Annotated in this window: 20 protein-coding genes; 5 read left to right on the plus strand and 15 right to left on the minus strand. The window is 71.4% G+C overall.

From position 1 onward, the window contains the following. Nucleotides 1–543: 543 nt before the first annotated feature. The 4 genes from AB0D59_RS36665 to ureA are packed head-to-tail and all read right to left on the minus strand — an operon-like array spanning nucleotide 544 to nucleotide 4,629. Complete coding sequence (locus AB0D59_RS36665) at nucleotides 544–1,143, minus strand: TetR/AcrR family transcriptional regulator (protein ID WP_362574929.1); 600 nt, start codon at nucleotides 1,141–1,143, stop codon at nucleotides 544–546. An 18-nt stretch (nucleotides 1,144–1,161) separates the two neighbouring features. After that, on the minus strand, nucleotides 1,162–2,196 hold the full coding sequence (locus tag AB0D59_RS36670) for an agmatine deiminase family protein (protein WP_362574931.1): 1,035 nt from the start codon (nucleotides 2,194–2,196) through the stop codon (nucleotides 1,162–1,164). A 25-nt stretch (nucleotides 2,197–2,221) separates the two neighbouring features. Then, the gene (locus tag AB0D59_RS36675) at nucleotides 2,222–3,934 is read right to left on the minus strand and encodes an urease subunit alpha (protein ID WP_362574933.1); all 1,713 of its coding nucleotides are present in this window, start codon (nucleotides 3,932–3,934) and stop codon (nucleotides 2,222–2,224) included. Further along, the gene (gene ureA, locus AB0D59_RS36680; protein WP_362574935.1) at nucleotides 3,931–4,629 is read right to left on the minus strand and encodes an urease subunit gamma; all 699 of its coding nucleotides are present in this window, start codon (nucleotides 4,627–4,629) and stop codon (nucleotides 3,931–3,933) included. The genes AB0D59_RS36675 and ureA overlap by 4 nt, the downstream gene beginning before the upstream one ends. 247 nt (nucleotides 4,630–4,876) lie before the next feature. On the opposite strand from ureA, the gene AB0D59_RS36685 reads away from it, so the two are divergent. Beyond that, nucleotides 4,877–6,319, plus strand: a complete 1,443-nt coding sequence (locus AB0D59_RS36685) for a cytosine permease (protein ID WP_362574937.1) — start codon at nucleotides 4,877–4,879, stop codon at nucleotides 6,317–6,319. Here the strand turns inward: AB0D59_RS36685 and AB0D59_RS36690 are convergent. The 4 genes from AB0D59_RS36690 to AB0D59_RS36705 form a co-directional block, all read right to left on the minus strand. Next, entirely contained in the window at nucleotides 6,267–7,568 is a 1,302-nt protein-coding gene (locus tag AB0D59_RS36690) for a lysine 2,3-aminomutase (RefSeq protein ID WP_362574939.1), read from the minus strand. The genes AB0D59_RS36685 and AB0D59_RS36690 overlap by 53 nt on opposite strands. Before the next feature lie 15 nt (nucleotides 7,569–7,583). Next, entirely contained in the window at nucleotides 7,584–8,657 is a 1,074-nt protein-coding gene (locus AB0D59_RS36695) for a hypothetical protein (protein ID WP_362574941.1), read from the minus strand. Between the two features lie 81 nt (nucleotides 8,658–8,738). Beyond that, the gene (locus tag AB0D59_RS36700; protein WP_362574943.1) at nucleotides 8,739–9,827 is read right to left on the minus strand and encodes a branched-chain amino acid aminotransferase; all 1,089 of its coding nucleotides are present in this window, start codon (nucleotides 9,825–9,827) and stop codon (nucleotides 8,739–8,741) included. A gap of 363 nt (nucleotides 9,828–10,190) precedes the next feature. Beyond that, the gene (locus tag AB0D59_RS36705; RefSeq protein ID WP_362574945.1) at nucleotides 10,191–11,261 is read right to left on the minus strand and encodes a 3-isopropylmalate dehydrogenase; all 1,071 of its coding nucleotides are present in this window, start codon (nucleotides 11,259–11,261) and stop codon (nucleotides 10,191–10,193) included. A 132-nt stretch (nucleotides 11,262–11,393) separates the two neighbouring features. Between AB0D59_RS36705 and AB0D59_RS36710 the strand changes: the two genes are divergently transcribed. After that, nucleotides 11,394–12,986 (plus strand): metallophosphoesterase family protein, encoded by a 1,593-nt coding sequence (locus tag AB0D59_RS36710; protein ID WP_362574947.1) that lies wholly within the window; start codon nucleotides 11,394–11,396, stop codon nucleotides 12,984–12,986. Between the two features lie 126 nt (nucleotides 12,987–13,112). On the opposite strand, the gene AB0D59_RS36715 is transcribed toward AB0D59_RS36710, so the two are convergent. The 4 genes from AB0D59_RS36715 to AB0D59_RS36730 all read right to left on the minus strand — a co-directional run bounded on the left by AB0D59_RS36715 (nucleotide 13,113) and on the right by AB0D59_RS36730 (nucleotide 17,002). Then, a complete protein-coding gene (locus AB0D59_RS36715; protein WP_089098576.1) occupies nucleotides 13,113–13,244 on the minus strand; it encodes a hypothetical protein in 132 nt (43 codons plus the stop codon). Between the two features lie 303 nt (nucleotides 13,245–13,547). Beyond that, on the minus strand, nucleotides 13,548–14,087 hold the full coding sequence (locus tag AB0D59_RS36720) for a GNAT family N-acetyltransferase (RefSeq protein WP_362574949.1): 540 nt from the start codon (nucleotides 14,085–14,087) through the stop codon (nucleotides 13,548–13,550). Nucleotides 14,088–14,192: 105 nt separating this feature from the next. After that, nucleotides 14,193–15,824: an L-glutamate gamma-semialdehyde dehydrogenase gene (gene pruA, locus AB0D59_RS36725; protein WP_362574951.1), complete on the minus strand. Its 1,632-nt coding sequence runs from the start codon at nucleotides 15,822–15,824 to the stop codon at nucleotides 14,193–14,195. A 251-nt stretch (nucleotides 15,825–16,075) separates the two neighbouring features. Further along, nucleotides 16,076–17,002: a proline dehydrogenase family protein gene (locus AB0D59_RS36730; RefSeq protein ID WP_362574953.1), complete on the minus strand. Its 927-nt coding sequence runs from the start codon at nucleotides 17,000–17,002 to the stop codon at nucleotides 16,076–16,078. Nucleotides 17,003–17,183: 181 nt separating this feature from the next. Between AB0D59_RS36730 and AB0D59_RS36735 the strand changes: the two genes are divergently transcribed. Next, a complete protein-coding gene (locus AB0D59_RS36735; RefSeq protein WP_362574955.1) occupies nucleotides 17,184–18,443 on the plus strand; it encodes a helix-turn-helix domain-containing protein in 1,260 nt (419 codons plus the stop codon). Nucleotides 18,444–18,451: 8 nt separating this feature from the next. On the opposite strand, the gene AB0D59_RS36740 is transcribed toward AB0D59_RS36735, so the two are convergent. Further along, nucleotides 18,452–19,519 (minus strand): hypothetical protein, encoded by a 1,068-nt coding sequence (locus tag AB0D59_RS36740; RefSeq protein WP_362574957.1) that lies wholly within the window; start codon nucleotides 19,517–19,519, stop codon nucleotides 18,452–18,454. Nucleotides 19,520–19,766: 247 nt separating this feature from the next. Between AB0D59_RS36740 and AB0D59_RS36745 the strand changes: the two genes are divergently transcribed. Then, nucleotides 19,767–20,282 (plus strand): hypothetical protein, encoded by a 516-nt coding sequence (locus AB0D59_RS36745; protein ID WP_362574959.1) that lies wholly within the window; start codon nucleotides 19,767–19,769, stop codon nucleotides 20,280–20,282. Nucleotides 20,283–20,289: 7 nt separating this feature from the next. On the opposite strand, the gene AB0D59_RS36750 is transcribed toward AB0D59_RS36745, so the two are convergent. After that, on the minus strand, nucleotides 20,290–20,865 hold the full coding sequence (locus AB0D59_RS36750) for a TetR/AcrR family transcriptional regulator (protein WP_362574961.1): 576 nt from the start codon (nucleotides 20,863–20,865) through the stop codon (nucleotides 20,290–20,292). Nucleotides 20,866–20,963: 98 nt separating this feature from the next. Between AB0D59_RS36750 and AB0D59_RS36755 the strand changes: the two genes are divergently transcribed. Next, complete coding sequence (locus AB0D59_RS36755) at nucleotides 20,964–22,475, plus strand: MFS transporter (RefSeq protein ID WP_362574963.1); 1,512 nt, start codon at nucleotides 20,964–20,966, stop codon at nucleotides 22,473–22,475. Nucleotides 22,476–22,583: 108 nt separating this feature from the next. Here AB0D59_RS36755 and serA read toward each other — a convergent pair whose 3' ends face one another. Continuing rightward, nucleotides 22,584–24,173: a phosphoglycerate dehydrogenase gene (gene serA, locus AB0D59_RS36760; RefSeq protein WP_362574965.1), complete on the minus strand. Its 1,590-nt coding sequence runs from the start codon at nucleotides 24,171–24,173 to the stop codon at nucleotides 22,584–22,586. Nucleotides 24,174–24,236 lie beyond the last annotated feature (63 nt).

Raw genomic sequence — 24,236 nt, forward strand, 5'->3', positions numbered from 1 at the left:
GGCCGAAGCCCGCCGGAAGGCCGGTGTCCAGGCGCTCGGTGCGGCCGGTGCGGCGGTCGAGGAGGCGGAGGCCGGTGCCCGTGGTGCAGGCGAGGTGGCGGCCGTCGGCGCTGAGCGACGGGTCGGTGCCGTCGGCCGCGTGCGTGAGCCTGCCGGTCGTCAGGTCACGGACGAAGACTCCGCCGTGCGGGGCGCCGGGAAGCAGGTCGGTGGCGGTCGAGGAGAAGGCGACGTAGCGGCCGTTCCGGCTGATGACCGCGCCGGTGGACGGGCCGTCGCCGGCCGCCCCGGAGGGCGTGACACTGACCGGTTCGGTGCGCGGGGCCGGCGGGCGCGGCGGTGGCCGTCGCCCCGGTCGCGGCCAGGGCGGCGACCGCCAGCGCGGTGGCGATGAATAAGTGCCCGCGTGTGGCTGTGGACATGATTACCCCCGGAATCGTGTCGTTCCCCGTGCCCCGGCCCTGTGCCGAGGGCTCAACGGAATGCAACCGCACCGCACAACCCGGGTCAATCACCCATATTGCGTACAACCGGGTCGGAAGGTCACGTGTCCGCGAGAAGATCCGCTTCCAGGAACTCGCGTACATGGCCGAGAACCTGTGCCCGGTCCGTGCCGCGCAGCCCGATCGCCACATGGATGGAGAAGCCGTCGAGCAGGGCGCGCAGCCGCGCGGCGAAGCGGTCGGCGTCGACGGGCCGGAACTCGCCCCGTGAGATGCCCTCCGCGAGCAGGGCCACCAGGTCGCGGTGCCAGGCGCCCTCGATGGCGGCCTGGCGGTCGCGGGCGGCCTCGTCGGCGTTCTGCGAGCGGTTCCAGACCTCCAGCCAGAGCGTCCAGTGCGGGTCGCGGTGGCCGACGGGGACGTACAGGTCGACATAGGCGTCGAGGCGCTCGCGGGCGGTGCCGCGGCGGGTGAGCAGTCGGCCGCGCTCGGCGCCCAGCCGGCCCTCGCTCCACTCCAGGGTCCGCAGCAGCAGTTCGTCCTTCGAGCGGAAGTAGTAGAGAAGATGGCCGCTGCTCATGCCGACCTCATGGCCGAGCGCGGCCATGGTGAGTTTCTCCAGACCGCGGTCGGCGATCATGTCCATGGCGACGGCGAGCACGTCCTCGCGAGGCGGGGCCTGTCTGCGCCCACCGGCCATGTGCTGCTCCTCGTACCGCTAGATCTTCGGCTGCTGTTGCGTGATGCAGTGGATGCCACCACCGCCGGAGAAGATCGTACGGGCGTCCACCAGCGTCACCGTCCGCTCGGGGAAGAGGCGGCGGAAGATCCCGGCGGCCGTCTCGTCACGCGGGTCGTCGAAGCCGCAGAGCACGACCCCGCCGTTGCAGAGGTAGTGGTTGATGTAGGAGTAGTCGGCCCAGTGGCCGTCGGCCTCCAGGACCGTCGGGGCCGGGACCTCGACGACCTCCAGCGTGCGGCCGCGCGCGTCCGTCTGGGACCTGAGCAGGCCGATGACCTCCTGGGTCACCTCGTGGTCCGGGTGCGCGGGGTCCGGCTGGGAGTGCGCGACCACGACTCCCGGGCGGGCGAAGGCGGCGACGATGTCGACGTGCCCGAGGGTCCCGAAGCCGTACGGAGGGTAGTCGCCGGTGAGGCCGCGGGGCAGCCAGACGGCCTTACGGGTGCCGAGCATCCCGTGGATCTCCGCCTCGACCTCCGCGCGGCTCCACCCGGGGTTGCGCTCGGGCCCGAGCTGCACGGTCTCGGTCAGCAGGACGGTCCCCTCGCCGTCGACGTGGATCGCACCGCCCTCGTTCACCAGCTTCGAGGCGTACGTCTTCGCGCCGGCGAGGTCCGAGACATACCCGGCGATCTTCGCGTCGTGCTCCCAGCGGGCCCAGTGCTGGGCACCCCAGCCGTTGAACGTCCAGTCCACGGCGGCCAGTTCACGCCCGTCGGTGAGGAAGGTGGGCCCGATGTCCCGCATCCAGGCGTCGTCCAGCTCGCGCTCCACGGTGTCGACGCCCGGGCCGAGCAGCGCCTGGGCGGCCGCCGACTGACCGGGGCCGCAGACCATCGTCACCGGCTCGAAGCGCAGGATCGCGCGGGCCACCGAGGCCCAGGCCATCCGGGAGGCGAGGAGGTCGTCCGGGTCGTCGAAGGTGGGGTTGGGGCCCGGCCACGCCATCCAGGTGCGCTCGTGCGGGGTCCACTCGGCGGGCATCCGGAAACCGTCGGAGGCAGCAGACATCGGTGATCCTTACAGGCTGTGACGCTTAGAGGAAGTACAGGCGGTTGAGGGAGACGGAGTCGGCGGGCTCCGAACGCAGCGGCTCGCCGTCGAGGGTGACCAGGCCGGTGCGCTGGTCCACGTCGACCGCTCCGGTACGGGAGTTGAGCCGCAGGTCGGCGGGGCCGATGCCGCGGGTGCCGCGGACCGCGACCCGGCGGCGCCGGGTGGGCATCGTGTCGTTGCCCTGGTCGAGTGCGGCCTGGGCGACGAAGGCCACCGAGATGTCGGCGGGGGTCGCCCCGTGGGCCCCGAACTGCGGTCCGAGGACCAGGGGTTCGCAGGTGTCGGTGGCCGCGTTCGGGTCGCCGGTCACGCCGTACGCCGGGAAACCGGACTTGAGCACGAGCTGCGGCTTGGCCCCGAAGTACTCGGGCGACCACAGCACGATGTCGGCCAGCTTGCCGACCTCGATGGAGCCGACCTCGTGCGCGAGCCCGTGGGCGATCGCCGGGTTGATGGTCAGCTTGGCCATGTACCGCAGCACACGCTCGTTGTCGTGGCCGTCGTCCGGGGCGCCGAGTTCGGCCTTCATCTTGCCGGCCATGGCGAAGGTACGGCGGACGGTCTCCCCGGCCCGGCCCATGCCCTGCGCGTCGGACGAGGTGATGCCGATCGCGCCCAGGTCGTGCAGCACGTCCTCGGCGCCCATGGTCCCGGCGCGGATGCGGTCGCGGGCCATGGCCGCGTCGCCGGGCAGGTCGGTCTTCAGGTCGTGGACGGAGACGATCATCCCGTAGTGCTCGGCGACCGCGTCCCGGCCGAAGGGCAGGGTGGGGTTGGTGGAGGAGCCGATGACGTGGGGGACTCCGGCCATCTTCAGCACGTTGGGCACGTGGCCGCCGCCGCAGCCCTCGATGTGGAAGGCGTGGATGGTGCGGCCCTCCAGCACCCGGAGGGTGTCCTCCACCGACAGGCACTCGTTCAGCCCGTCGCTGTGCAGGGCGACCTGGACGTCGTGCTCCTCGGCGACCCGCAGGGCCGTGTCCAGGGCCCGGGTGTGGGCGCCCATGTCCTCGTGCACCTTGAAGCCGCAGGCGCCGCCCTCGGCGAGGGCCTCGACCAGCGGCGCCCGGTGCGAGGAGGAACCCCGGCCGAGGAAGCCGATGTTGACCGGCCAGGCGTCGAAGGCGTTGAAGGCGTGCTTGAGCGCCCAGGGCGAGTTCACGCCGACGCCCCACACCGGCCCGAACTCCTGCCCGATGATCGTGGTGACACCGGAGGCCAGCGAGGCCTCCATGATGCGCGGCGACAGCAGATGCACATGGGTGTCGACGGCCCCGGCGGTGGCGATCAGCCCCTCGCCGGACACGATCGAGGTACCGGTGCCGACCACGACGTCGACGCCGTCCAGCGTGTCGGGGTTCCCGGCCCGCCCGATCGAGCGGATCCGCCCCTCGCGGATGCCGATGGACACCTTGCGGATGCCGAGCACGGCGTCGATCACGACGACATTGCTGATGACGACGTCACAGGTCTCGCGGACGGCGGCGGCCTTGAGGTGCAGGCCGTCCCTGGCCGTCTTGCCGAATCCGGCCAGGAACTCGTCGCCGTACCGCTGGGAGTCGTCCTCGACGCGGATCACCAGCCCCGAGTCGCCGAGGCGGACCCGGTCGCCGGCGCGGGGGCCGTGGGTGGCCGCGTACTCGTACGGCGTGAGGCGGCGGGCCTCGGCCGGGTGCCCTCCGGGACGGCTCATCGGTCTGCCTCCTCGTCGTGAACGCCCAGGTAGCCGCAGGCGGCCGCGCGGCGCAGCGCCTCCTCGCGGGCCCCGGGCGCGTCCAGTGGCCCGTCGACCAGCCCGGCGAAGCCGATGGCGACCCGGGCGCCGCCGATCGGCACCAGGCCGACCTCCAGCGACTCCCCCGGCCCGAAGCGCACGGAGGATCCGGCGGGCACGGCGAGCCGCAGACCGTAGGCGGCGGCGCGGTCGAAGTCGAGGCGCGGGTTGGCCTCGAAGAAGTGGAAGTGGGAGGTGACGGAGACCGGGACGGTCGCGGTGTTGGTCACGGGCAGCCGTACGACCGCCTCCGGGTCGCTGTGCTCGGGCCCCGGCAGCAGCGCACCCGGCCCCTCCTCGCCCGGTGCGCCGCCCCCGATCGGGTCGGTGACCACCGCGAGCCGTGAGCCGTCGTCGAAGACGGCCTCGACGTGCACCTCGGTGACGATGTCGGCGACGCCGGGCAGCACGTCGGCCGGGCCGAGGACCGCGCGGGCCGCCTCGACGGCCTCGGCGAGCCGCCTGCCGTCCCGGGCGGCCTCGCAGACGGTGTCCGCGATCAGTGCGGTGGCCTCCGGCACGTTGAGCCTGAGGCCCCGGGCGCGGCGGGCGCGGGCCAGCTCGGCGGCTCCGAAGAGCAGCAGCCGGTCACGTTCCGTGGGGGTCAGTCGCACGTCCCGGTACCTCCTTCGCTTCCTGCGCTTAGAACACCACTCTAAATGCCCGATTACGAGAAGGGAACCATTGACATCAACGGCCAGGTCACCCACATTGAACGTCGCTCTAACTCTCAGCCGTACGTCCCAGCCGCAGGTCTCAGTCACACGTCCCAGCCGCACGTCTCAGTCACACGTCCCAGCCGCACGTCTCAGTCACACGTCTCAGCCATACGTCTCAGGTGGCCGTCGAAGGAGACCAGCCATGCCGATAGAACAGCGCGGAGTCGACACCATCCCGGACGAGGAACGCACCAGCGGGCCCAAGGACCTGGTCTCGATCCTGCTCGGCTCCAACCTCTGCCTCGGCGTGATCATCTTCGGCTGGCTGCCGCCGTCCTTCGGGCTCGGCTGGTGGGCGTCGGTGAGCGCGATCGTGGCGGGCACGCTGGTCGGCACGGTGTTCACGGCGCCGCTGGCCCTGGTCTCGCTGCGCACCGGCACCAACCTCTCCACCTCTTCCGGCGCGCAGTTCGGGGTGCGCGGGCGGCTGGTCGGCTCGGTGGTGGGCCTGCTGCTGGCGCTCGGCTACACCGCGCTGACCGTGTGGATCGGCGGCGACGTGATGGTGGGCGTGCTGGGCCGGCTGTTCGGGCTGCCGGCGGACGGGGTGTCGTACGCCGTGGTCTACGGGGTGCTCGCGGCGGCGACGGTGGCGGGCGCGGTCTACGGCTATCGCGTCCTGCTCGCCATGTCCCGGGTGCTCGCCGTCGGCATGACCGCCCTGCTGGTCCTCGGGATCTTCGCCTACGCCCCGCACTTCACCACCTCCCCGCTGCCGGACGCGGGCGGCTATCTGCTGGGCGGCTTCTGGCCGACCTGGTGCCTGGCGGCGGTCGCGGCCGGGCTGTCGGGCCCGGTCGCCTTCATCACCCTCCTCGGCGACTACACGCGCTACATCTCCCCCGCCCGGCACTCCTCCCGCCGGGTCCTGCACGCGACCTGGCTGGGCCTGATCCTGGGCCTGCTGGTGCCGCAGCTGTTCGGCACGTTCACCGCGTACGCGGCGCGGGCGGCGACGGACTACGCGGGCCCGCTGGTCTCGGCCTCCCCCGCCTGGTACCTGGTCCCGCTCCTGCTCTCCGCCTCCGCGGGCTCGGTCGGCAACGCGGGCCTGATGCTGTACTCGATGGGCCTGGACCTGGACGCGATCCTGCCCCGCGCGTCCCGCGCCCGTGCCACCTACACGGTCGCGATCGTCGCCACGGCCTGCGTCTTCGTCGGCCACTACGCCTGGAACGCGCAGTCCGCGATGACGTCCTTCGTGCTCCTGCTGACGGCGATCGGCACCCCCTGGGCGGTCATCACGCTCATCGGCTTCCTCCGCTGCCGGGGCGTATACGACGCGGACGCCCTCCAGGTCTTCAACCGCCGCTCGCACGGCGGGATCTACTGGTACCGGGCCGGCTGGAACATCCGGGCCGTGGTCTCCTGGACCCTGGGCGCGGGAGTCGGCCTGCTGGCGGTCTCACTCCCGTCGTACGAGGGCCCGCTGCTGTCGCTGACCGGCGGGGTGGACTGTTCCTTCCTGCTGTCGGGCCTGGTGGGCGGTCTGGTCTACCTGGCTCTCGCACCGCGCCGGCCGGTCGTGCCGGTCAGCCCGGTCCCAGCCCCGGCAGGAACTCGCTCGCCCCGAACGCCGGTTTGAGGTCGGTGAACCAGGTGGCGCCCTCGTCGTAGGCGGCGAAGAACGGCCGGTCCACCAGGTCCGGGTCGCGGGCCTGGATCAGGTGCAGGACGAAGACCTTCTCGCCGGCCACCTCGGCGACCCCGTCCACGCAGACCTTGCCGGGCATCGCCGACATCACCGGGCCGCGGACGGTACGGGCGAGGCCGGAGACGCGAGCGTAGGCGTCCCGGAAGACCGCGTGGCCGCGGGCCAGGGGGACGGCGAAGTAGCCCTGGGGGCCGGTATCCCGCTCCACGAACTGGTAGTAGGGGACCGCGCCCAGCGTGGTCGTCTCCTCCCACAGCTCGGCCCAGGCCTGAGCGCTGTCGTTGATCCCGGCCACCAGCGGCCCCTGGCAGCGGATCACGGCGCCGGTGTCTCGGACCCGGCGCATGGCCTCCCGTACGACGGGCGGGCGCAGCTCCTGCGGATGCGTGAAGTGGGCCATCAGCGCGAGGTGCCGGCCGCTCGCCACCACCCGCTCGAAGAGGCGGAGCAGGTCGTCGGCGTCGCGGTCGGTGGTGAAGCGGTACGGCCAGAAGGCGAGCGACTTGGTGCCGATGCGCACCGAGCGGACCGTGTCGGTCTCCAGGAGGGGTTCGACGTAGCGGCGCAGTACCTCCGTGCTCATGACCAGGGGGTCGCCGCCCGTGATCAGCGCGCTGCTCACCTCGGGGTGGGCGCGCAGATAGGCGGTCGTGGCCGCGATGTCGTCGGTGGCGATCCGCAGGTCGGCCTCGCCGACGAACTGGGGCCAGCGGAAGCAGTAGGTGCAGTAGGCGTGGCAGGTCTGGCCCTGGCGCGGGAAGACCAGCACGGTCTCCGGGTACTTGTGCTGGAGGCCGGTGAGGCGGCGGCCCTGGTGCACGGGGACGTTGGCGTCGAGCTGACCCGAGGGGTGCGGGTTGAGCCGCATGCGGATCTCGTGGGCGGCGCGCTGGACCTCGGCCCGGGGTGCCTGACGGGCCAGCAGGCCGGCCATCCGGCGGACGTCGGGCCCGGGCAGCATCCCGGCCTGCGGGAAGGTGAGCCGGAAGACCGGGTCCTCGGGCACCGCCGACCAGTCGATCAGCTCGTCGACGACATAGGCGTTGGTGCGGAACGGCAGGACCGAGGAGACCGCCCGCAGCGCCAGCCGCTGGTCGTCCGTCAGGGAGACCCGCCGCAGCAGACCGTCCAGGTCGCGGGGCGTGAAGGCGCGGAAACGGGGGTGGTGCGCTGAACACATGTGTGGCGGGGCCCTCTATTCCGTGACCAGGACCGTGGACGGCCGCAACTCCACGAAGGCGGCCGCGTGCGCATCGTACTTCTCCCCGAAGTGGTGGATGAGCCGCCGATGCAGCTCGCTCTCGTCGTCCACGACGATCACCTCGTGTGCCCCGGCCCCGGTCAGCGCCTCGCTGTACGCGCTGAGTTGGTCCAGCCGGCGGCGGGCCAGATAGGTCACGAGGTCGGGCGCGGCGACGTACAGGCGGTCGTCGAGGAAGACGAAGCGGCAGACGAACTCCCGTCTCCCGTCGGTGGCGTCGACCAGGGTGACGGGGAGCCGGGTGAACCGTTCCATCGGCTTGCCCTGCTGCCACAGTTCGTCGAAGCGCTGCTCCACGAAGGTGCCGAGCGGGGAGCGGACCGCGACCTCCAGCTGGACGCCCTCACCGGAGAGCCGGCCGACGGTGAGGAAGGAGACCAGGCAGCGCTCGTCCCAGCGGTAGAGGGTGACACCGGGGGAGGTCGAGCACAGCCGTACCTCCAGCAGGTGCCGGGAGGTGTCGTCCAGGCGGCGTGCGAACGCGTCCAGGGTGCGCAGGTTGCGCATGATGTCGCGGCGGATGTCGGCGCTCTGCTCGCCCAGTTCGCGGCCGCGCAGGATGACGGCGAGGGAGTCGGGGTCGAGCAGCAGGATCTGCACCCGAGCGCCGCTCGCGGTCGCGGATCTGACGCCGCGGAAGAGACGCTCGGAGAACTGCGGGCCGAACAGGTTGGAGAAGGTGTCGAGGACCTTCACGTTGGACGTCGAGCCGTACACCTGGGCGGCGAACCACTCGTAGTCGAGCCGGGTGTGCTCACGGACCCGGCCCTCCTGGGCCCGGGATATCAGCGGGCCGATGACGAACACGGTGACGACCACGCCGACGATGTCGGTGCCGAGGTTGAGGGCGAGGTTCTGCCCGTAGTTGTCCATCGTCGAGGCCCGCCACAGCAGCACGGCCGCGACGGCGGTGAGCAGTCCGAGCACGGTGAGGCTCTGCGGTCGGCGCGGTGTCCGTAAGGTCCGCATCAGCCAGCGCAGCCGTGGCATCGGCGACCGTCCGCTCACGCGTGCTCCCTCCCCCGTGTGGACTGAGGAGATACCCGTACGGGGGAGGCGATACGCGTCGAACGGACGGTGGGAGACCGGTCAGCCGAGCTCGTGCATCCAGCCGTGCTTGTCCGCCACCTTGCCGCGCTGGATGTCGAGCAGCGCCTCGCGGAGCTTCATGGTGACCTCGCCCGGCTCGCCGTGCGACTGCCGCCACTCGGCGCCGCTGCGCTTGACCGTGCCGACCGGGGTGATCACGGCCGCCGTGCCGCAGGCGAAGACCTCGGTGAGGGTGCCGTTCTCCGAGTCGCGCTGCCACTGCTCGATGGAGACCCGGGCCTCCTCGGACTCGTAGCCGAGGTCGCGGGCGACGGTGAGGAGGGAGTCACGCGTGACGCCTTCGAGGATCGAGCCGCTGAGGGTCGGCGTGACGATCTTGTCTCCGTACACGAAGTACAGGTTCATGCCGCCGAGTTCCTCGACCCACTTGTGCTCGACCGCGTCGAGGTAGCAGACCTGGTCGCAGCCCTGGGCGGCGGCCTCGGCCTGGGCGAGCAGGGAGGCCGCGTAGTTGCCGCCGGTCTTGGCGTCGCCCATGCCGCCGGGGACGGCGCGGACCCGGTCCTCGGAGGCCCAGATGGAGACCGGCTTGACCCCGCCGGGGAAGTAGGCGCCGGCCGGGGAGGCGATGACCAGGAAGAGGTACTCGTTGGCCGGCTTGACGCCCAGGCCGACCTCGGTGGCGATCATGAAGGGGCGCAGGTAGAGGGATTCCTCACCGCCGTGGGCCGGGACCCAGTCCTTGTCCTGCTGGACGAGCAGGTCACAGGCCTCGATGAAGGTCTCCACCGGCAGCTCGGGCATGGCGAGCCGGCGGGCGGAGCGCTGGAAGCGCTTGGCGTTCTGGTCGGGGCGGAAGGTGGCCACCGAGCCGTCGGGGCGGCGGTAGGCCTTCAGGCCCTCGAAGATCTCCTGGGCGTAGTGCAGGACGTTGGTCGCCGGGTCGAGGGGGATCGGCGCGTACGGAACGAGCTGGCCGTCGTGCCAGCCACGGCCTTCGGTCCACTTGATCGTCACCATGTGGTCGGTGAAGTGGCGGCCGAATCCGGGGCTGGCCAGGATCGCCTCGCGCTCGGCGGCGGCGAGCGGGTGCGCGGACGGCTTGAGCTCGATCGTGGGCGTCGTCATGAGTAGGTGTCCTTCGCTTCCAGGCTAGGGCCGGGGCAGCTCCGGTCTTTCGGCCGGGGGTCCGGGGGTGTCCCCCGGGAAATGCAGCACCGGTTGTAGTGATGGGCCGCGCTCACACCCGTACGGCCGGTGTCCAGACGTAGGACGAGCCGTCCTGCCGTAGGACGGCTGTCCCCTCGTAGGACGTCCGAGCATTCCCTCATAGCGCGGTTCCGCGTTCGATTATCGCGCGAGGGCCGGGATGAACGGAATCGGGGTGAATGCGGACCCGGGGATGATGGTGGCACCCGGCGGCAGGCATGGGGAAGCCGCCGGGCGCGTGTGCGACCCGGCGGCTTCGAAGTCGATCGGCAGCGCGGCGGGTCAGCCGGCTACTCGTACGGCGAGCGCGTCGCCGATCTCCGAGGTGGAGCGGGCGGGCTTGCCCGAGGGGGTACCGCCCGTGCCCTTAAGGCTACGCTCGGCGAGGTCCGCGGTGACGGCCTCCTCGATCCGGACGGCCTCCGCGTCGTAGCCGAGGTGGCGCAGCAGCAGGGCGACGGACAGGACCGTGGCCGTGGGGTCGGCCTTGCCCTGGCCGGCGATGTCGGGCGCGGAACCGTGCACCGGCTCGAACATCGAGGGGAACTCGCCGGACGGGTTGATGTTCCCGCTCGCGGCGACGCCGATGCCGCCGGAGACGGCCGCGGCGAGGTCGGTGATGATGTCGCCGAAGAGGTTGTCGGTGACGATGACATCGAACCGGCCGGGGTCGGTCACCAGGTAGATGGTGGCCGCGTCCACATGGATGTAGTCCGTGGTGACCTCGGGGAACTCCTCGGCCACCCGGTTGAAGACGTTCGTCCACAGGTGCCCGGCGAAGGTCAGCACGTTGTTCTTGTGGACCAGCGTGAGCTTCTTGCGCGGGCGGGCCTGGGCGCGGGCGAAGGCGTCCCGGACGACCCGCTCCACGCCGTAGGCCGTGTTGACGGACACCTCGGTGGCGACCTCGTGTTCGGTGCCCTTGCGGATGGTGCCGCCGTTGCCGGTGTACGGGCCCTCGGTGCCCTCGCGGACCACGACGAAGTCGATCTGCGGCTCGCCCGCCAGCGGGGTGGCGACACCCGGGAGGAGCTTCGACGGACGCAGGTTGACGTGGTGGTCGAAGGCGAAGCGGAGCTTCAGCAGGAAACCGCGCTCCAGGACGCCGGAGGGGACGCCGGGGTCGCCGATCGCGCCCAGCAGGATGACGTCGTGCCGCTTCAGCGCGTCGAGGTCGGCGTCGGTGAGGGTCTCACCGGTGGCGTGGTAACGCCGGGCGCCGAAGTCGTACTCCTTGGTCTCCAGCTTCACGTCCTCCGGAAGGACGGCGGAGAGGACCTTGAGGCCTTCGGCCACGACTTCCTGCCCGATGCCGTCACCGGGGATCACTGCGAGATCGATGCTGCGAGACATGTCGGCACCCTACTCCTCGTCCCATGGGATGACACACATTGTCCGCCATACGGACAACAGGGGGTGTCCCGTCGACGGGCGTTCACCCGTACGTGGGGCTGGCGTCGGCCTGTGCTGGGCACGGTCCCCGGTATGACTGCGCCTTCCAGGGGGAGACCCCCCGGGCTCCCCGTCCCTGACTTCGGCATCCCGCCGCAGCTCGCCGCCCGGATGAGCATGGCCGAGCAGTACGAGTATCTGCGCACCCGGCTGGTGAGCCGTCGCACCCTGGTGACGGCGGGCGCGGTGGCGGGCACGACGGCGGGCGTCGGCCTGCTGGCCGGCTGCGCGAAGAAGTCGGCGAGCCCGGCTCCGGCGACCTCGGCGGTCCGCGGTGCGGCGGTCGTGCCGTTCGGCCGCCATCTCGCCTTCGGCGCCGATCCGCGGACGCGGATGCGGATCTCCTGGCAGGTGCCGTTCGCGGTGCGGAAGCCGTTCGTGCGGATCGGGACGCGCCCGGACGACCTGGGCCGGCGGGTCGCCGCAGAGATCCGGCATCTGCACACGCCCGGGGTGCGGGGGGTGCGCCCGGTGGTCGAGCAGTACTACGTGCACGCGGCCCTGGACGGCCTCACCCCCGGTACGACCTACTACTACGGCGTCGGCCACGACGGCTGGGACCCGGCCGCCCCCGACCACCGCGCCGGCATCACCCCCTTCCGCACCGCGCCCGCGAGCCCGGAGAGGTTCGTGTTCACGGCCTTCGGCGACCAGGGCGTCAGCCAGGCCGGCAGGGCGAACGACAACGCGCTGCTGAAGCAGAACCCGGCCTTCCACCTGCACGCCGGCGACATCTGCTACGCGGACGGCAACGGCTCCGGCCGCACCTCGGACGGCTACGACGCCCGCGAGTGGGACCGGTTCCTGCGGCAGAACGACCCGGTGGCGCGCTCGGTCCCCTGGATGGTGACGACCGGCAACCACGACATGGAGGCCTGGTACTCCCCCGACGGCTACGGCGGCCAGTACGCCCGGTTCGCCCTCCCCGACAACGGCTTCGACCCGCACGGGGCGCCGGGCGTGTACTCCTTCACCTACGGCAACGTCGGCTTCGTGGCGCTGGACGCCAACGACGTGTCGTACGAGATCCCCGCCAACCTCGGCTACAGCGGCGGCCGGCAGACGAAGTGGCTGGAGAAGAAGCTGAGGGAGCTGCGGGCCGCGCCGGGCGTGGACTTCGTGGTCGTCTTCTTCCACCACTGCGCGTACTCGACGTCCGCGCACGCCTCCGACGGCGGGATCCGGGCGGCCTGGCTGCCACTGTTCACCAAGTACCAGGTGGACCTGGTCATCAACGGGCACAACCACGTCTACGAGCGCACGGACGCGGTGCGGGCCGGCGGCGTCGGCCGCGCGGTCCCGGTCGGTGGCTCGACCGACCCGACGCGGGACGGGATCGTGTACGTCACGGCGGGCGGCGGCGGGCGGGACCTGTACTCGTTCCCCTCCGGGGTCAAGGACAGCTACGAGGGGCACGTCACCCGGCACGGCGCGGTGCGCAGCTTCCACTGGACAGAGGGGCAGCACAACGTGGCGGAGACGGTGGAGTGGTCGCGGGTGCGGTACACCGGCTTCTCCTTCCTCAAGGTCGAGGCGGAGACGGGTACCACTCCGAGGCTGAGCGTGTCGGCGCTGGCGCAGAGCGGGGCGCGGATCGACCACTTCGAGATACGGCGGGGCGGCTGACACCGGGGTACGTGCCGAAGCACACCCCGGAGTACGGCGCGGCTGTCCCGGCCGCGCCGTACTCCGTGCGGGTGCGGCTCCCGGTCAAGGGGTGTTACACGTGTTACCGGCGTTTCCCAGGTGGGCTCAGTGGCCGGTCTCGCCGCCGTTGTCGCGGCGGTCGAGGGCGCGCTGGAGGGCGGCGGCGGCGTTCTTGCGCTCGGACTCGCTGGTCCGGGACACGTGGCGGACGCGGCGGCGGACGGTCGTCTCGGCCATGGGAATCGACTCCTTCGACATACACGGAGTACGGCAATGGGGGGTTGCGAGACGCCGGAAGGGGCGGGGAGCGGTGCCGCAGGGGTTGCCTGCACGGGGCCCGGCTCACGACCGCCATTCGCTTGATCGAGCGAGACGTTCGGCTCCTACAAAAGTAAAGGAGCAACCCGCTCCTGTCTGCACAATTACTTGGGCTTCCTACTATCTGAGACGGCGCACGGGGACAGACGGCTGTGACCTGGGCCTTTGACAGGCGGGGCGGACGAGACTGCCGGGACGGATGTCACCCTGGAGGCAGACGGATCACATGACGTCGCCGTCCCGCCAGTCGAAGACCAGCTCGTGAGCGGGGTCGAGGACGTCCCCGGCGAGGCCGGGCCACACGTACACGTCCTCCTCCTCGTCCGCCAGGCGCACCACCCCGTCCTCCGGGGAGGCGGCGCAGACCCGCCCGGCCCAACGCCCCCAGCCCCGGGCGGTGTAGAGCCGGGCGCCGTCCTCGCTGGCGGACAGCGCACCGAAGTCGTACGCCCGCTCGACGATCCCCTCGAGGGCCGCCAGCACCTGCCCGCCCAGACCCCGGCGGCGGGCGTCGGGCCGGACGCCGACGGCCTCGACATAGCCGACCCGCAGCCAGCGGCCGCGGTGCCTGGCCCGGCGCATGACGACCGAGCCGTGGGCGGCGAGCCCCTCCTCGTCGTGGACGAGGGCGTGCAGGCCGCCCAGACCGTGCTCCCAGTCGCTGTCGGCGAAGTCCCCGCCGAACGCCTCGTGGAGCAGGCCGCGGGCGGCCCGGAGGCCGGCGGGACCGAGATCGGCGGTATGCGCGATACGCAGAGACATGGCCCAAGTGTCGTACGGAACGGCCGGCCGGCCCGCACATGGGAACGGGCCGGGAAGCCTGCTCGTGGGTCAGGCTTCCCGGCCCGAGCTCGGGTGGGCTGCGGGTCAGCCCATGTGCGGGTAGGAGTAGTCGGTCGGCGCGACCAGGGTCTCCTTGATCGCGCGGGTCAGCGTCCAGCGCAGCAGGTTCTGCGGGGCGCCTGCCTTGTCGTTGGTGCCGGAGGCACGGCCGCCGCCGAAGGGCTGCTGGCCGACGACGGCGCCGGTCGACTTGTCGTTGATGTAGAAGTTGCCGGCCGCGTACCGCAGCTTCTCCATCGTGTACGCCGCCGCCGCGCGGTCGCCGGCGATGACCGAGCCGGTGAGCGCGTACTCGGACACTGACTCCATCTGGGTCAGCATCTCGTCGTACCGGTCGTCCTCGTAGACGTGCACGGCGAGGAACGGGCCGAAGTACTCGGTGCGGAAGACCTCGTTCTCCGGGTCGGCGCACTCGACGACGGTCGGGCGGACGAAGTAGCCGACGGAGTCGTCGTAGGAGCCGCCCGCGACGATCGTGCAGGTCGGGTCCTCCTTGGCGCGGTCGATCGCGGCCTTGTTCTTGGCGAACGCACGGTCGTCGATCACGGCGCCGATGAAGTTCGACAGGTCGGTGACGTCACCCATGGTCAGGTGGTCGACCTCGGCGGCGAACTCCTCGCGGAAGCCGGAGTTCCAGATGGACGCCGGGATGTAGGCGCGGGAGGTGGCCGAGCACTTCTGGCCCTGGTACTCGAAGGCACCGCGGGTCAGGGCGGTCTTGAGCACCGCACGGTCCGCCGACGGGTGGGCGACCACGAAGTCCTTGCCGCCGGTCTCGCCGACCAGACGCGGGTAGGTGCGGTACTTCTCGATGTTGTTGCCGACCGTCTTCCACAGGTGCTGGAAGGTCTTGGTGGAGCCGGTGAAGTGGATGCCTGCGAGGTCGCGGTGCTCGAGGGCGACCTTGGAGACCTCGATGCCGTCACCGGTGACGAGGTTGATGACGCCCTTGGGGAGACCCGCCTCCTCCAGCAGCTGCATCAGCAGGACCGCCGCGTGGGTCTGGGTCGGGGACGGCTTCCAGACCACCACGTTGCCCATGAGGGCGGGGGCGGTGGGCAGGTTGGCCGCGATCGCGCTGAAGTTGAACGGCGTGATCGCGTAGACGAAGCCCTCCAGCGGGCGGTGGTCCATCCGGTTCCAGACGCCCGGGGAGTTGGCCGGGGGCTGCTCGGCGAGGATCTGCCGGGCGTAGTGGACGTTGAACCGCCAGAAGTCGACCAGTTCGCAGGGGCTGTCGATCTCGGCCTGCTGGGCGGTCTTGGACTGGCCGAGCATGGTGGAGGCGGCGATGGTCTCGCGCCAGGGGCCGGAGAGCAGCTCGGCGGCGCGCAGGATGATGGCCGCGCGGTCGTCGAAGGACATCGCGCGCCAGGCGGGCGCGGCTGCGAGGGCCGCGTCGACGGCGTCCTTGGCGTCCTGCTGGGTGGCGTGCCGGCCGGTGCCGATGACGGACTTGTGGTGGTGCGGCTGCACGACCTGGAAGGGCTCGCCGCCGCCGAGCCGCTTCTCGCCGCCGATGGTCATCGGCAGCTCGATCGGGTTGTCGGCCAGCTCCTTGAGCTTGGCCTCCAGGCGGGCGCGCTCGGGCGTGCCGGGGGCGTAGCCGTGCACCGGCTCGTTGACGGGGGTGGGGACCTGGGTCACAGCGTCCATGGGTTACCTCTTCCGAGTGATTCCCTGGCTTCAGCCCAAGGCGACTGAAGCGGTTGCGTATGGTGAGCAGCGGTCAGGGCTTGACCGTCACGGACTCGCTGTGGCGAGCCGTGAGAAGCCCCTTCGGGGGCGGAGTCACGAGATCCGTAACTCCTGTCCACGGGTCTGCGTCCGGCTCAGCCGGCCGCAGGGCTGCGGCTGTTGGCCTCCGAAACTCCTCGGCGACCGACAGCCGTGGCTCATCCAGCGCATCACCCCTTGCTGATCATCGAACGGACGAAGAAGCGCAGGTTCGCCGGCTTCTCCGCGAGCCTCCGCATGAAGTAGCCGTACCAGTCGGTGCCGTAGGCGGTGTAGACCCGCATCCGGTGGCCCTCGGCGGCCAGCCGCAGGTGCTCGTCACCGCGGATGCCGTACAGCATCTGGAACTCGTACTCGTCGGGCTTGCGCCCGGCACGCCGGGCGAGTTCCTGGGCTATGGAGATGAGGCGCGGGTCGTGGGAGCCGACCATCGGGTACCCCTCGCCCTCCATGAGAGTCCTGAGGATCCGCACGTAGGCCTTGTCGATCTCGTGCTTCTGCTGGTAGGCGACCTCGGCGGGCTCCTTGTAGGCGCCCTTGACCAGGCGGACCCGGCTGCCGGCCTCGGCGAGGCGGCGGGCGTCGGCCTCGGTGCGGAAGAGATAGGCCTGGATGACACAGCCCGTCTGCGGGAAGTCCCGGCGCAGTTCCTCGTGGATGGCGAACATCGAGTCGAGGGTGGTGTGGTCCTCGGCGTCGAGGGTGACGGTCGTACCGATGGCGGCGGCGGCCTCGACGACCGGGCGGACGTTCGCGAGGGCCAGCTCGTGGCCGCCCTCCAGCGCCTGGCCGAACATCGACAGCTTCACCGACATCTCGACGCGCTCGCCGAGGCCCAGCCCGCGCAGCCGGTCGACGAGCGCCAGGTAGGCGTCCCGGGCGGCGGCTGCCTGCTCCGGGGTGGTGATGTCCTCGCCGACGACGTCCATGGTCAGCTCCAGGCCGCGGCCGGTGAGCTCCTCGACGATCGGGACGATGTCGTCGACCGACTCACCGGGGATGAAGCGGTCGACGACCTGCTTCGTCACCGGGGCCGCCGAGATAAGGCGTCGCATCCGGTCGCTGCGCGACGCGGCGAGAATCACGGGACCCAGCACGGGGCACCTCCACAACACATGCCAGAACGGCCGCGATCCGACGATGTGGATACGGCACGGAGAACCACCGTGAAAGTTAGGGATCTCTTGGATCGTGAGCCATCGACAGCTGTCACGCATCCGTGCCGCAGATCTCAGACAGATGTATGAAGGCGTCCGTGAATTGCGGGAGAATGCCCGGGTGACGTCGGAATTCAAGGGTGACTACCAGGAGCTGGTCGACGAGATCTCCGAGCTGCTGGGCGTCCCGGCTACCCTGGAGAACCGCGACTTCGAGCTGCTCGCCTTCGGGGCGTACGACAGTGAGGGCGACCTCGATCCGTCGGCGCTGGACCCGGTCCGGGCCCGCTCGATCCTGACCCGGCGCTCCACGGCGGCGGTCCGCACCTGGTTCGAGGGCTTCGGCATCACCCGGGCGACCGGACCGGTCCGTATCCCGCCGACGCCGGAGGCGGGGGTGTACCGGGGAAGGATCTGCCTGCCGGTACGCCATCGGGGTGTCGTCCTCGGCTATGTCTGGCTTCTCGACGACGATCCGGGTCCGACGGACACCCAGCTGGCCGCCGCCATGGGAGTGGCGGGGCGGATCGGCGCACTGCTCGCGGACGAGGCGCAGGCGGGGGCGGGGCTGGGCCGGGAGCTGCGGGCGGTGCTGGTCGCGGAGCGTGGCTGGCAGCGGGACATGGCGGTGGCCGAGTTCCGTACCGCCCTCGGCGCCCGGGCGGACGGTCCGCACACGATGGTCTGCGTCGCGCCCTGGCCGTCCGCCGACCCGGACGACGCCCCGTCCCCGCGCACGGTCCCGCACGCCACCGCGCTGTGCACGCTGCCGTGGGGGGCGACGGGGCACAGCCTCGCCGTCCTGGTCCGGCTGCGCAGCACGGACACGGCCACCCCTGCCCTGACGGCTGCCGCGCGGCTGCTCAAGGAGGCGGAGGAGGCCCGGGCCGCCCGCCCGGGCTCGGCACGCGGGGCCGGGGCGCGCACGGCCGCCGCCGTCGCCGCCGGGTTCACGGGCGCGGCGGCCCAGGGGTGCGCCGCGGGGGTGGGCGAGGCCCGGGCCGGCCTTGCCGAACTGGGCACGGTCTGGCAGGAGGCCGCCGCGGCCACCCGCGCCGCGCTGGCCGAGCCCCGGTTCGGGCCGGTCGCCGAGTGGGCGCACATCGGCCCGTACCGGCTGCTGACCGCGCTACCGCCGGAGGCCTCCCACGACCCGGCGGTGGCCGTCCTGCTCACCCCGGCCCACCGGGAACTGGCCCGTACCGCCGAGGCGTACCTGGACTGCGCGGGCCAGGCGGGCCGCACGGCCGCGGCCCTCGGCATCCACCGGCAGACCCTGTACTACCGCCTGTCCCGCGTGGAACAGCTCACCGGCCTCGACCTGGACGACGGGGAGGACCGGCTGCTGCTGCACATGGCGCTGAAGGGGGCGCGGCTGTAACCGCCCGCCTACTTGCGGCCCTTGCCCGGGGCCTTGCTGTAGCCGCTGACGCCGTCCGCGTAGGCGACCGCCCCGGCCTGCCGGGAGGCCGTCGGCATCGCCACGTCGTCCACGTTGCGGACCAGCTTGATCTTGCCGAACAGCTCCTCGGGCACCACGAGTTCGTCGGAGCCGTGGAAGGTCATCACCGGCTCGCCACCGGCCGAGCCGCCGCCCTCGAAGGCGAACCCGTCCTCCGATTCGTCGTACTGCTCTCCGACCGGGACATCGTCGGCGACATAGACGGCGACCAGGAACTTCCCCCACATCCTGGCCTCCTTCTTCGCTCCGGAGGTGCCGGGGGACTTCCCGCCGGGCGGTCCGACGACCGGGGCGACATAGAAGCCGCGGCCCTTGCCGATGCCGTGGCCGGTGGCGATCCGGGCCACGTCAGGGCCGTCGATGATCAGGCCGCCGACGTTCTCCGCGTTGGTGCCGTGGAAACCCACCAGCCGGTAGCCGGACAGCGTCCGGCTCAGCGCCCGCTGCTCCTCGGCGATGTCGTTCTCGGGCATCTCGCGCCGGAACTCCGCGGGCTCCGCCATGCCGTACTCGTCCGTGTCCCAGTGCCCCGCGTCCCAGTCCTCGCCCGTCTGGGACGCGGTCTCCGACTCCTCGTCACTGCTGCTGTCGCTGTCCCGCCGGGTCGGGCCGGAGCGGAAGAACCCGCCGTCGCTGTCGCTGTCGCTGTCGCTACTGCTGGCGGTCGTCGCCGTCCGTGCGACGACCGCGCGGACCGCGGCCCAGACCGCGCCATGGCCGACGGCCCCTCCGGACGTCTCCAGCCGGGCCAGCACCCGGCGCAGGATGTCGGGTTCGGCGTAGTTCTTCGGCGCCGGACGCGTCGGGTGACTCATCAGCCACACCAGCAGGTCGGAGGCGGAGCGGACGGTCGTGGCACCGTCGTCGCCCTGGATGACCAGTTGCTTCCCGTCGGTCTGGCGCTGCACGGACGGCCCGTCCTGCCCGGGAGACCGTCCGGTGCGGCGGAGCATCTCCACGACGGCGGCGTTGCCCGCCGTGTGCCGAAAGTCCATCAGGCCGGGCGACGGCGACCGCTCCTGACGGACGGACGGCCGGACCGGCGAACGCTCCTTCCCGGTCTCTCGCGCACCAGTGTCGCCGTGAGCATGCATGGGGTACCTTCCGCCGGGATCAGAAACGGTTCTCCTGACGTCGATAGCCGTCGGCGCCGGGGGGACACCAGTTCCCGCAGGGCAGCACGGGGTGCCCGATCAGGCAGCGCGGCGGACATGGAGGGCATGGGTGGAGGGCATGGCCGAGATGAGCGGACGTCCCAGGTCACGCCGTCGGCCGGGTTGCCTCGCAGCCGTACTGCTCGTCCTCGCGGTGGCGGCCGGCGGGGCCGTCTGGATGCTGCGGGGCGAGCTGTTCCCTCCGTTCGGCGACGACCGGGCCTGTGCGGGCAGCGACCAGCGGCTGCCGGACCCGATCGGCGTCCGGGGCACGCCGCTCCCTTCCGATGCCTCTGACGTCCACTACTTCACCCGGAACGGCAGCGCCGTGGTGTCCTTCCGGAGCGGGCTCCTGTCGGACTACCTGCACAGCGCGGGCATTACGCCGGAGGGCGAGGACCTGTTCGACAAGAGCCGCGGCAGCGTCGGCGTCGCCGACGAGCCGTACCGGCTTCCGGACGGCCTGTGCGGTTCCGGCCTGCGGACCCCCGTCTGGTACTACGACCCCGTCGACGGCGTCAGCGTGACCGTCGAGCGCTCGCCGCTGTTCGGCGACCACCTCCGCTTCCCGGCCCGCGCGGTGGTCACGTACGGCCTCGGCTGACGCCCGGTCAGCTCCGAGTCGCGGCCTCGACGATCTGGCGCAGGCCCTCGGTGAGCGCGTCGCCGTCGGGGGCGGTCTTCGGGTCGAAGGTCCACTGCGAGATGAGGCCGGACATCAGGGTCATGTAGAAGCGGCCGAGGGTGTCGGCGGTCTCGTCGGAGACCTCCTCCTCCGGTACGCCCATCAGCAGCGAGGTCAGCCCCCGGCCGCCCTCGCGCTGGGCACTCGCCAGCTGGTCGCGCACTTCCGGCAGCTGATCGCCCATCGTCACGATCTCCACGCTGAGCCGCCACATCGAGCCGGGCCCGCGCATGCTGTCGACGATGTTCGACCACACCTCGCGGAACCGCTCGAGGGAGCCGGGCGCGCCGGTGAGCCCGCCGTCGCCGCCTTCGAACGACATCTCCTCCACCAGCGCGAGGTAGGCCCGCGCGAGCAGCGCGTCCTTGGAGCCGTAGTGGTAGCCGATCGAGGCGAGGTTGGTCCCCGACTCCTTGACGATGTCGCGCGCCGTCGTCCGCGCGAACCCCTTCTCCAGCAGGCAGCGCTTGGCGCCTTCCAGCAGATCCTCACGGTGTCCCATGCGGATCAGCCTACCCCGGGATCCATACAACCGTCCTAGACGCGTGACTTATACAAGCGTTCTAGACAAGCGTTTAAGACGTCCGTACATTCCTTGGCATGACGAACCCGACGAGCACGACCTCGAGCACACCTGAGACCAACTCCCTTGCCGGGCGCCGTGAATGGACCGCGCTCGGCGTGCTGATGCTTCCGCTGCTCCTTGTCTCGATGGACGTCTCGGTCCTCTACTTCGCCCTCCCGGCGATCGGCGCGGACCTCCGGCCGAGCGGCACCCAGCAGCTGTGGATCCTGGACATCTACGGCTTCGTCCTGGCCGGCCTGCTGATGACGATGGGCGCACTGGGCGACCGCATCGGCCGCCGCCGTCTGCTGCTGCTCGGCGCCGCGGCCTTCGGCGGTGCCTCGCTGCTCGCCGCGTACGCCGACAGCGCCGGAACCCTGATCGCGGCCCGCGCGGTCCTCGGCATCGGCGGTGCGACCCTGATGCCGTCCACGATGGCCCTGCTGCGCACGATGTTCACCGACCCCGGCCAGCGCGCGAAGGCGATCGGCCTGTGGTCCGGCGTGATGACCGGCGGCATCGCACTCGGCTCGGTGATGAGCGGGATCCTCGTGGAGCACTTCTGGTGGGGCTCGGTCTTCCTGGTCAACCTGCCCGCGATGGTGATGCTGCTGGTGCTCGGCCCGATCCTGCTCCCCGAGTCCAGGAACCCCTCCCCCGGCCGCTTCGACTGGCCGAGCGTCCCGCTGTCGATGGCCGCCGTGCTCCCGGTGATCTACGGCGTGAAGGAGATCCCCTCCGAGGGCTGGCACCCGCTGTACGTCGTCTCGATCACCGTCGGCCTGCTCTTCGTGGCCCTCTTCGTCCACCGCCAGCGCACCGGCACCTCCCCGCTGATCCCGCCGGCCCTGCTGAAGGGGCATGGCTTCACCCCGGCGCTGGTCCTGAACCTCGTCGCCTCGCTCGCCATGATGGGTTCGGCGATCTTCACCACGCAGTATCTGCAGGCGGTGCTCGGCAAGAGCCCCCTGGAGGCCGCGCTGTGGAGCCTGCTGCCCTCGGTCTTCATCGGGGCCGCCGGTCCGCTCACGGCACAGCTGGTCCAGCGGGGCGTCGACCGGGGCTATGTGGTCGCCGGCGGCTTCACGGCCATGGCGGGCGGGTTCGTCCTGCTCGCCCTCGTCGGCACCGACTCGCTGTGGCTGGTGCTGACCGGGGCCGGAGTGCTGGCCTGCGGGATGGTCGCGATCATGTCCCAGCTGACCGACCTCGCGATGACCGGCGCGCCGGTGGAACGGGCGGGCACGGCCTCCTCGCTGCTGGAGACCAGCACGGAGTTCGGCGGGGCGCTCGGCATGGCGGTCCTGGGGTCGATCGGCACGGCCGTCTACCGTCACCAGATGCCGGCCACGGCCCCGGCGGAGGCCCGCGAGACGCTGGGCGGCGCGCTGGCCACGGCGGGCCGACTGCCGGGGCCCGCGGGAGAGACCCTGCTGCGGGCCGCACGGGAGGCGTTCACCAGCGGGATGCAGGGGGCGGCGATCGCGGGGGCGGTGCTGCTGGTCATGGCGGCGGTGGGGGCGGGGGTGACGCTGCGGAGGAAGTGACCACGCAAAACGCCGGACGGGCTGGTTTCCCAGCCCGTCCGGCGTTTGAGGACGAGGCCGTTCAGGCCGAAAGCGGGGGCCTGGGGGCGGCAGCCCCCGGACGGCGCCTCAGACCAGGTTCACCGAACGAGCCGACGTCGCGCCGATCTCCGCCTCGACCTCGGCCAGCACGCCGGAGGCAACCGTGTCGTCGACGGTCAGCACGGCCAGCGCCTCGCCGCCCGCGATCGACCGGGCGACCTGCATGCCGGCGATGTTGATGCCGGCCTCGCCGAGGATGCGGCCGACGGTGCCGACGACGCCCGGCCGGTCCTCGTAGCGCAGCACCAGCAGGTGGTCGGCGATCGCGAGGTCGACGTCGAAGTCGCCGACCGCGACGATCTTCTGGAGGTTCTTCGGGCCGGCCAGCGTGCCGGAGACCGAGACCTCCTCGCCGCTGCCGAGGGTGCCGCGCACGGTGACGACGTTACGGTGGTCGGCCGACTCCGAGCTGGTGGTGAGGCGGACCTCGACACCGCGCTCCTGCGCGAACAGCGGGGCGTTGACGTAGGAGACGGTCTCGGCGACGACGTCCTCGAAGACACCCTTGAGCGCGGAGAGCTCCAGCACCTTCACGTCGTGCTGGGTGATCTCGCCGTAGACCTCGACGTCGAGGCGGACCGCGACCTCACCGGCGAGCGCGGTGAAGATACGGCCGAGGCGCTCGGCCAGCGGCAGACCAGGCTTGACGTCCTCGGCGATGACCCCGCCCTGGACGTTCACCGCGTCCGGGACCAGCTCGCCGGCGAGGGCCAGGCGGACCGACCTGGCGACCGCGATGCCCGCCTTCTCCTGGGCCTCGTCGGTGGAGGCGCCGAGGTGCGGGGTGCAGACGACCTGGTCCAGCTCGAAGAGCGGGGAGTCGGTGCACGGCTCCTTCGTGTACACGTCGAGGCCGGCGCCGGCGACCCGGCCCTCCTTGAGCGCCGCGTACAGCGCCGCCTCGTCGACGATGCCACCGCGCGCCGCGTTGACGATCCGCACCGCCGGCTTGACCTTGCGCAGCGCCTCGTCGCCGATCAGACCGACCGTCTCGGGGGTCTTCGGCAGGTGCACGGTGATGAAGTCGGAGACCTCGAGCAGCTCGTCCAGCGACAGCACCTTGACGCCCATCTGCGCGGCCCGGGCAGGCTGGACGTAGGGGTCGTAGGCCACGACCTTCATGCCGAAGGCGGACATCCGCTGGGCGACCAGGGCGCCGATGCGGCCGAGGCCGACGACACCGAGGGTCTTCTCCGCGAGCTCGACGCCGGTGTACTTGCTGCGCTTCCACTCGCCGTTCTTCAGCGCCGAGTTGGCCTGCGGGATGTTGCGGGCGGTGGCGAGCAGCAGACCGCAGGCGAGTTCGGCGGCGGTCACGATGTTGGAGGTCGGTGCGTTGACGACCATCACGCCGGCCTTGGTGGCGGCGGAGACGTCGACGTTGTCCAGGCCGACGCCGGCTCGTGCGACGACCTTCAGCTTCTTCGCCGCGGCGATCGCCTCGGCGTCGACCTTGGTGGCGGAGCGGATCAGGATCGCGTCCACGTCGGCGATGGCCGGGAGCAGCTCGGCTCGGTCTGCTCCGTTGGTGTGCCGGATCTCGAAGTCCGGGCCCAGCGCGTCGACGGTGGCGGGCGACAGCTCTTCAGCGATGAGTACGACAGGTTTCGAGCTCACGTGAGTCCTCACATGTCCAATGCGGACGGCCGTCCCGACGGCCGCTGGCGGTGGAGGGGCTTG

The organism is Streptomyces sp. NPDC048417, from assembly GCF_040651615.1.
Taxonomy (GTDB): domain Bacteria; phylum Actinomycetota; class Actinomycetes; order Streptomycetales; family Streptomycetaceae; genus Streptomyces.

Coding starts and splice junctions, on each gene's coding strand:
- AB0D59_RS36665 (WP_362574929.1), bottom strand. CDS start 1,143: ATGGCCGGTGGGCGCAGACAGGCCCCGCCTCGCGAGGACGTGCTCGCC.
- AB0D59_RS36670 (WP_362574931.1), bottom strand. CDS start 2,196: ATGTCTGCTGCCTCCGACGGTTTCCGGATGCCCGCCGAGTGGACCCCG.
- AB0D59_RS36675 (WP_362574933.1), bottom strand. CDS start 3,934: ATGAGCCGTCCCGGAGGGCACCCGGCCGAGGCCCGCCGCCTCACGCCG.
- AB0D59_RS36685 (WP_362574937.1), top strand. CDS start 4,877: ATGCCGATAGAACAGCGCGGAGTCGACACCATCCCGGACGAGGAACGC.
- AB0D59_RS36690 (WP_362574939.1), bottom strand. CDS start 7,568: ATGTGTTCAGCGCACCACCCCCGTTTCCGCGCCTTCACGCCCCGCGAC.
- AB0D59_RS36700 (WP_362574943.1), bottom strand. CDS start 9,827: ATGACGACGCCCACGATCGAGCTCAAGCCGTCCGCGCACCCGCTCGCC.
- AB0D59_RS36705 (WP_362574945.1), bottom strand. CDS start 11,261: ATGTCTCGCAGCATCGATCTCGCAGTGATCCCCGGTGACGGCATCGGG.
- AB0D59_RS36710 (WP_362574947.1), top strand. CDS start 11,394: ATGACTGCGCCTTCCAGGGGGAGACCCCCCGGGCTCCCCGTCCCTGAC.
- AB0D59_RS36715 (WP_089098576.1), bottom strand. CDS start 13,244: ATGGCCGAGACGACCGTCCGCCGCCGCGTCCGCCACGTGTCCCGGACC.
- AB0D59_RS36720 (WP_362574949.1), bottom strand. CDS start 14,087: ATGTCTCTGCGTATCGCGCATACCGCCGATCTCGGTCCCGCCGGCCTC.
- pruA (WP_362574951.1), bottom strand. CDS start 15,824: ATGGACGCTGTGACCCAGGTCCCCACCCCCGTCAACGAGCCGGTGCAC.
- AB0D59_RS36740 (WP_362574957.1), bottom strand. CDS start 19,519: ATGGACTTTCGGCACACGGCGGGCAACGCCGCCGTCGTGGAGATGCTC.
- AB0D59_RS36745 (WP_362574959.1), top strand. CDS start 19,767: ATGAGCGGACGTCCCAGGTCACGCCGTCGGCCGGGTTGCCTCGCAGCC.
- AB0D59_RS36750 (WP_362574961.1), bottom strand. CDS start 20,865: ATGGGACACCGTGAGGATCTGCTGGAAGGCGCCAAGCGCTGCCTGCTG.
- AB0D59_RS36755 (WP_362574963.1), top strand. CDS start 20,964: ATGACGAACCCGACGAGCACGACCTCGAGCACACCTGAGACCAACTCC.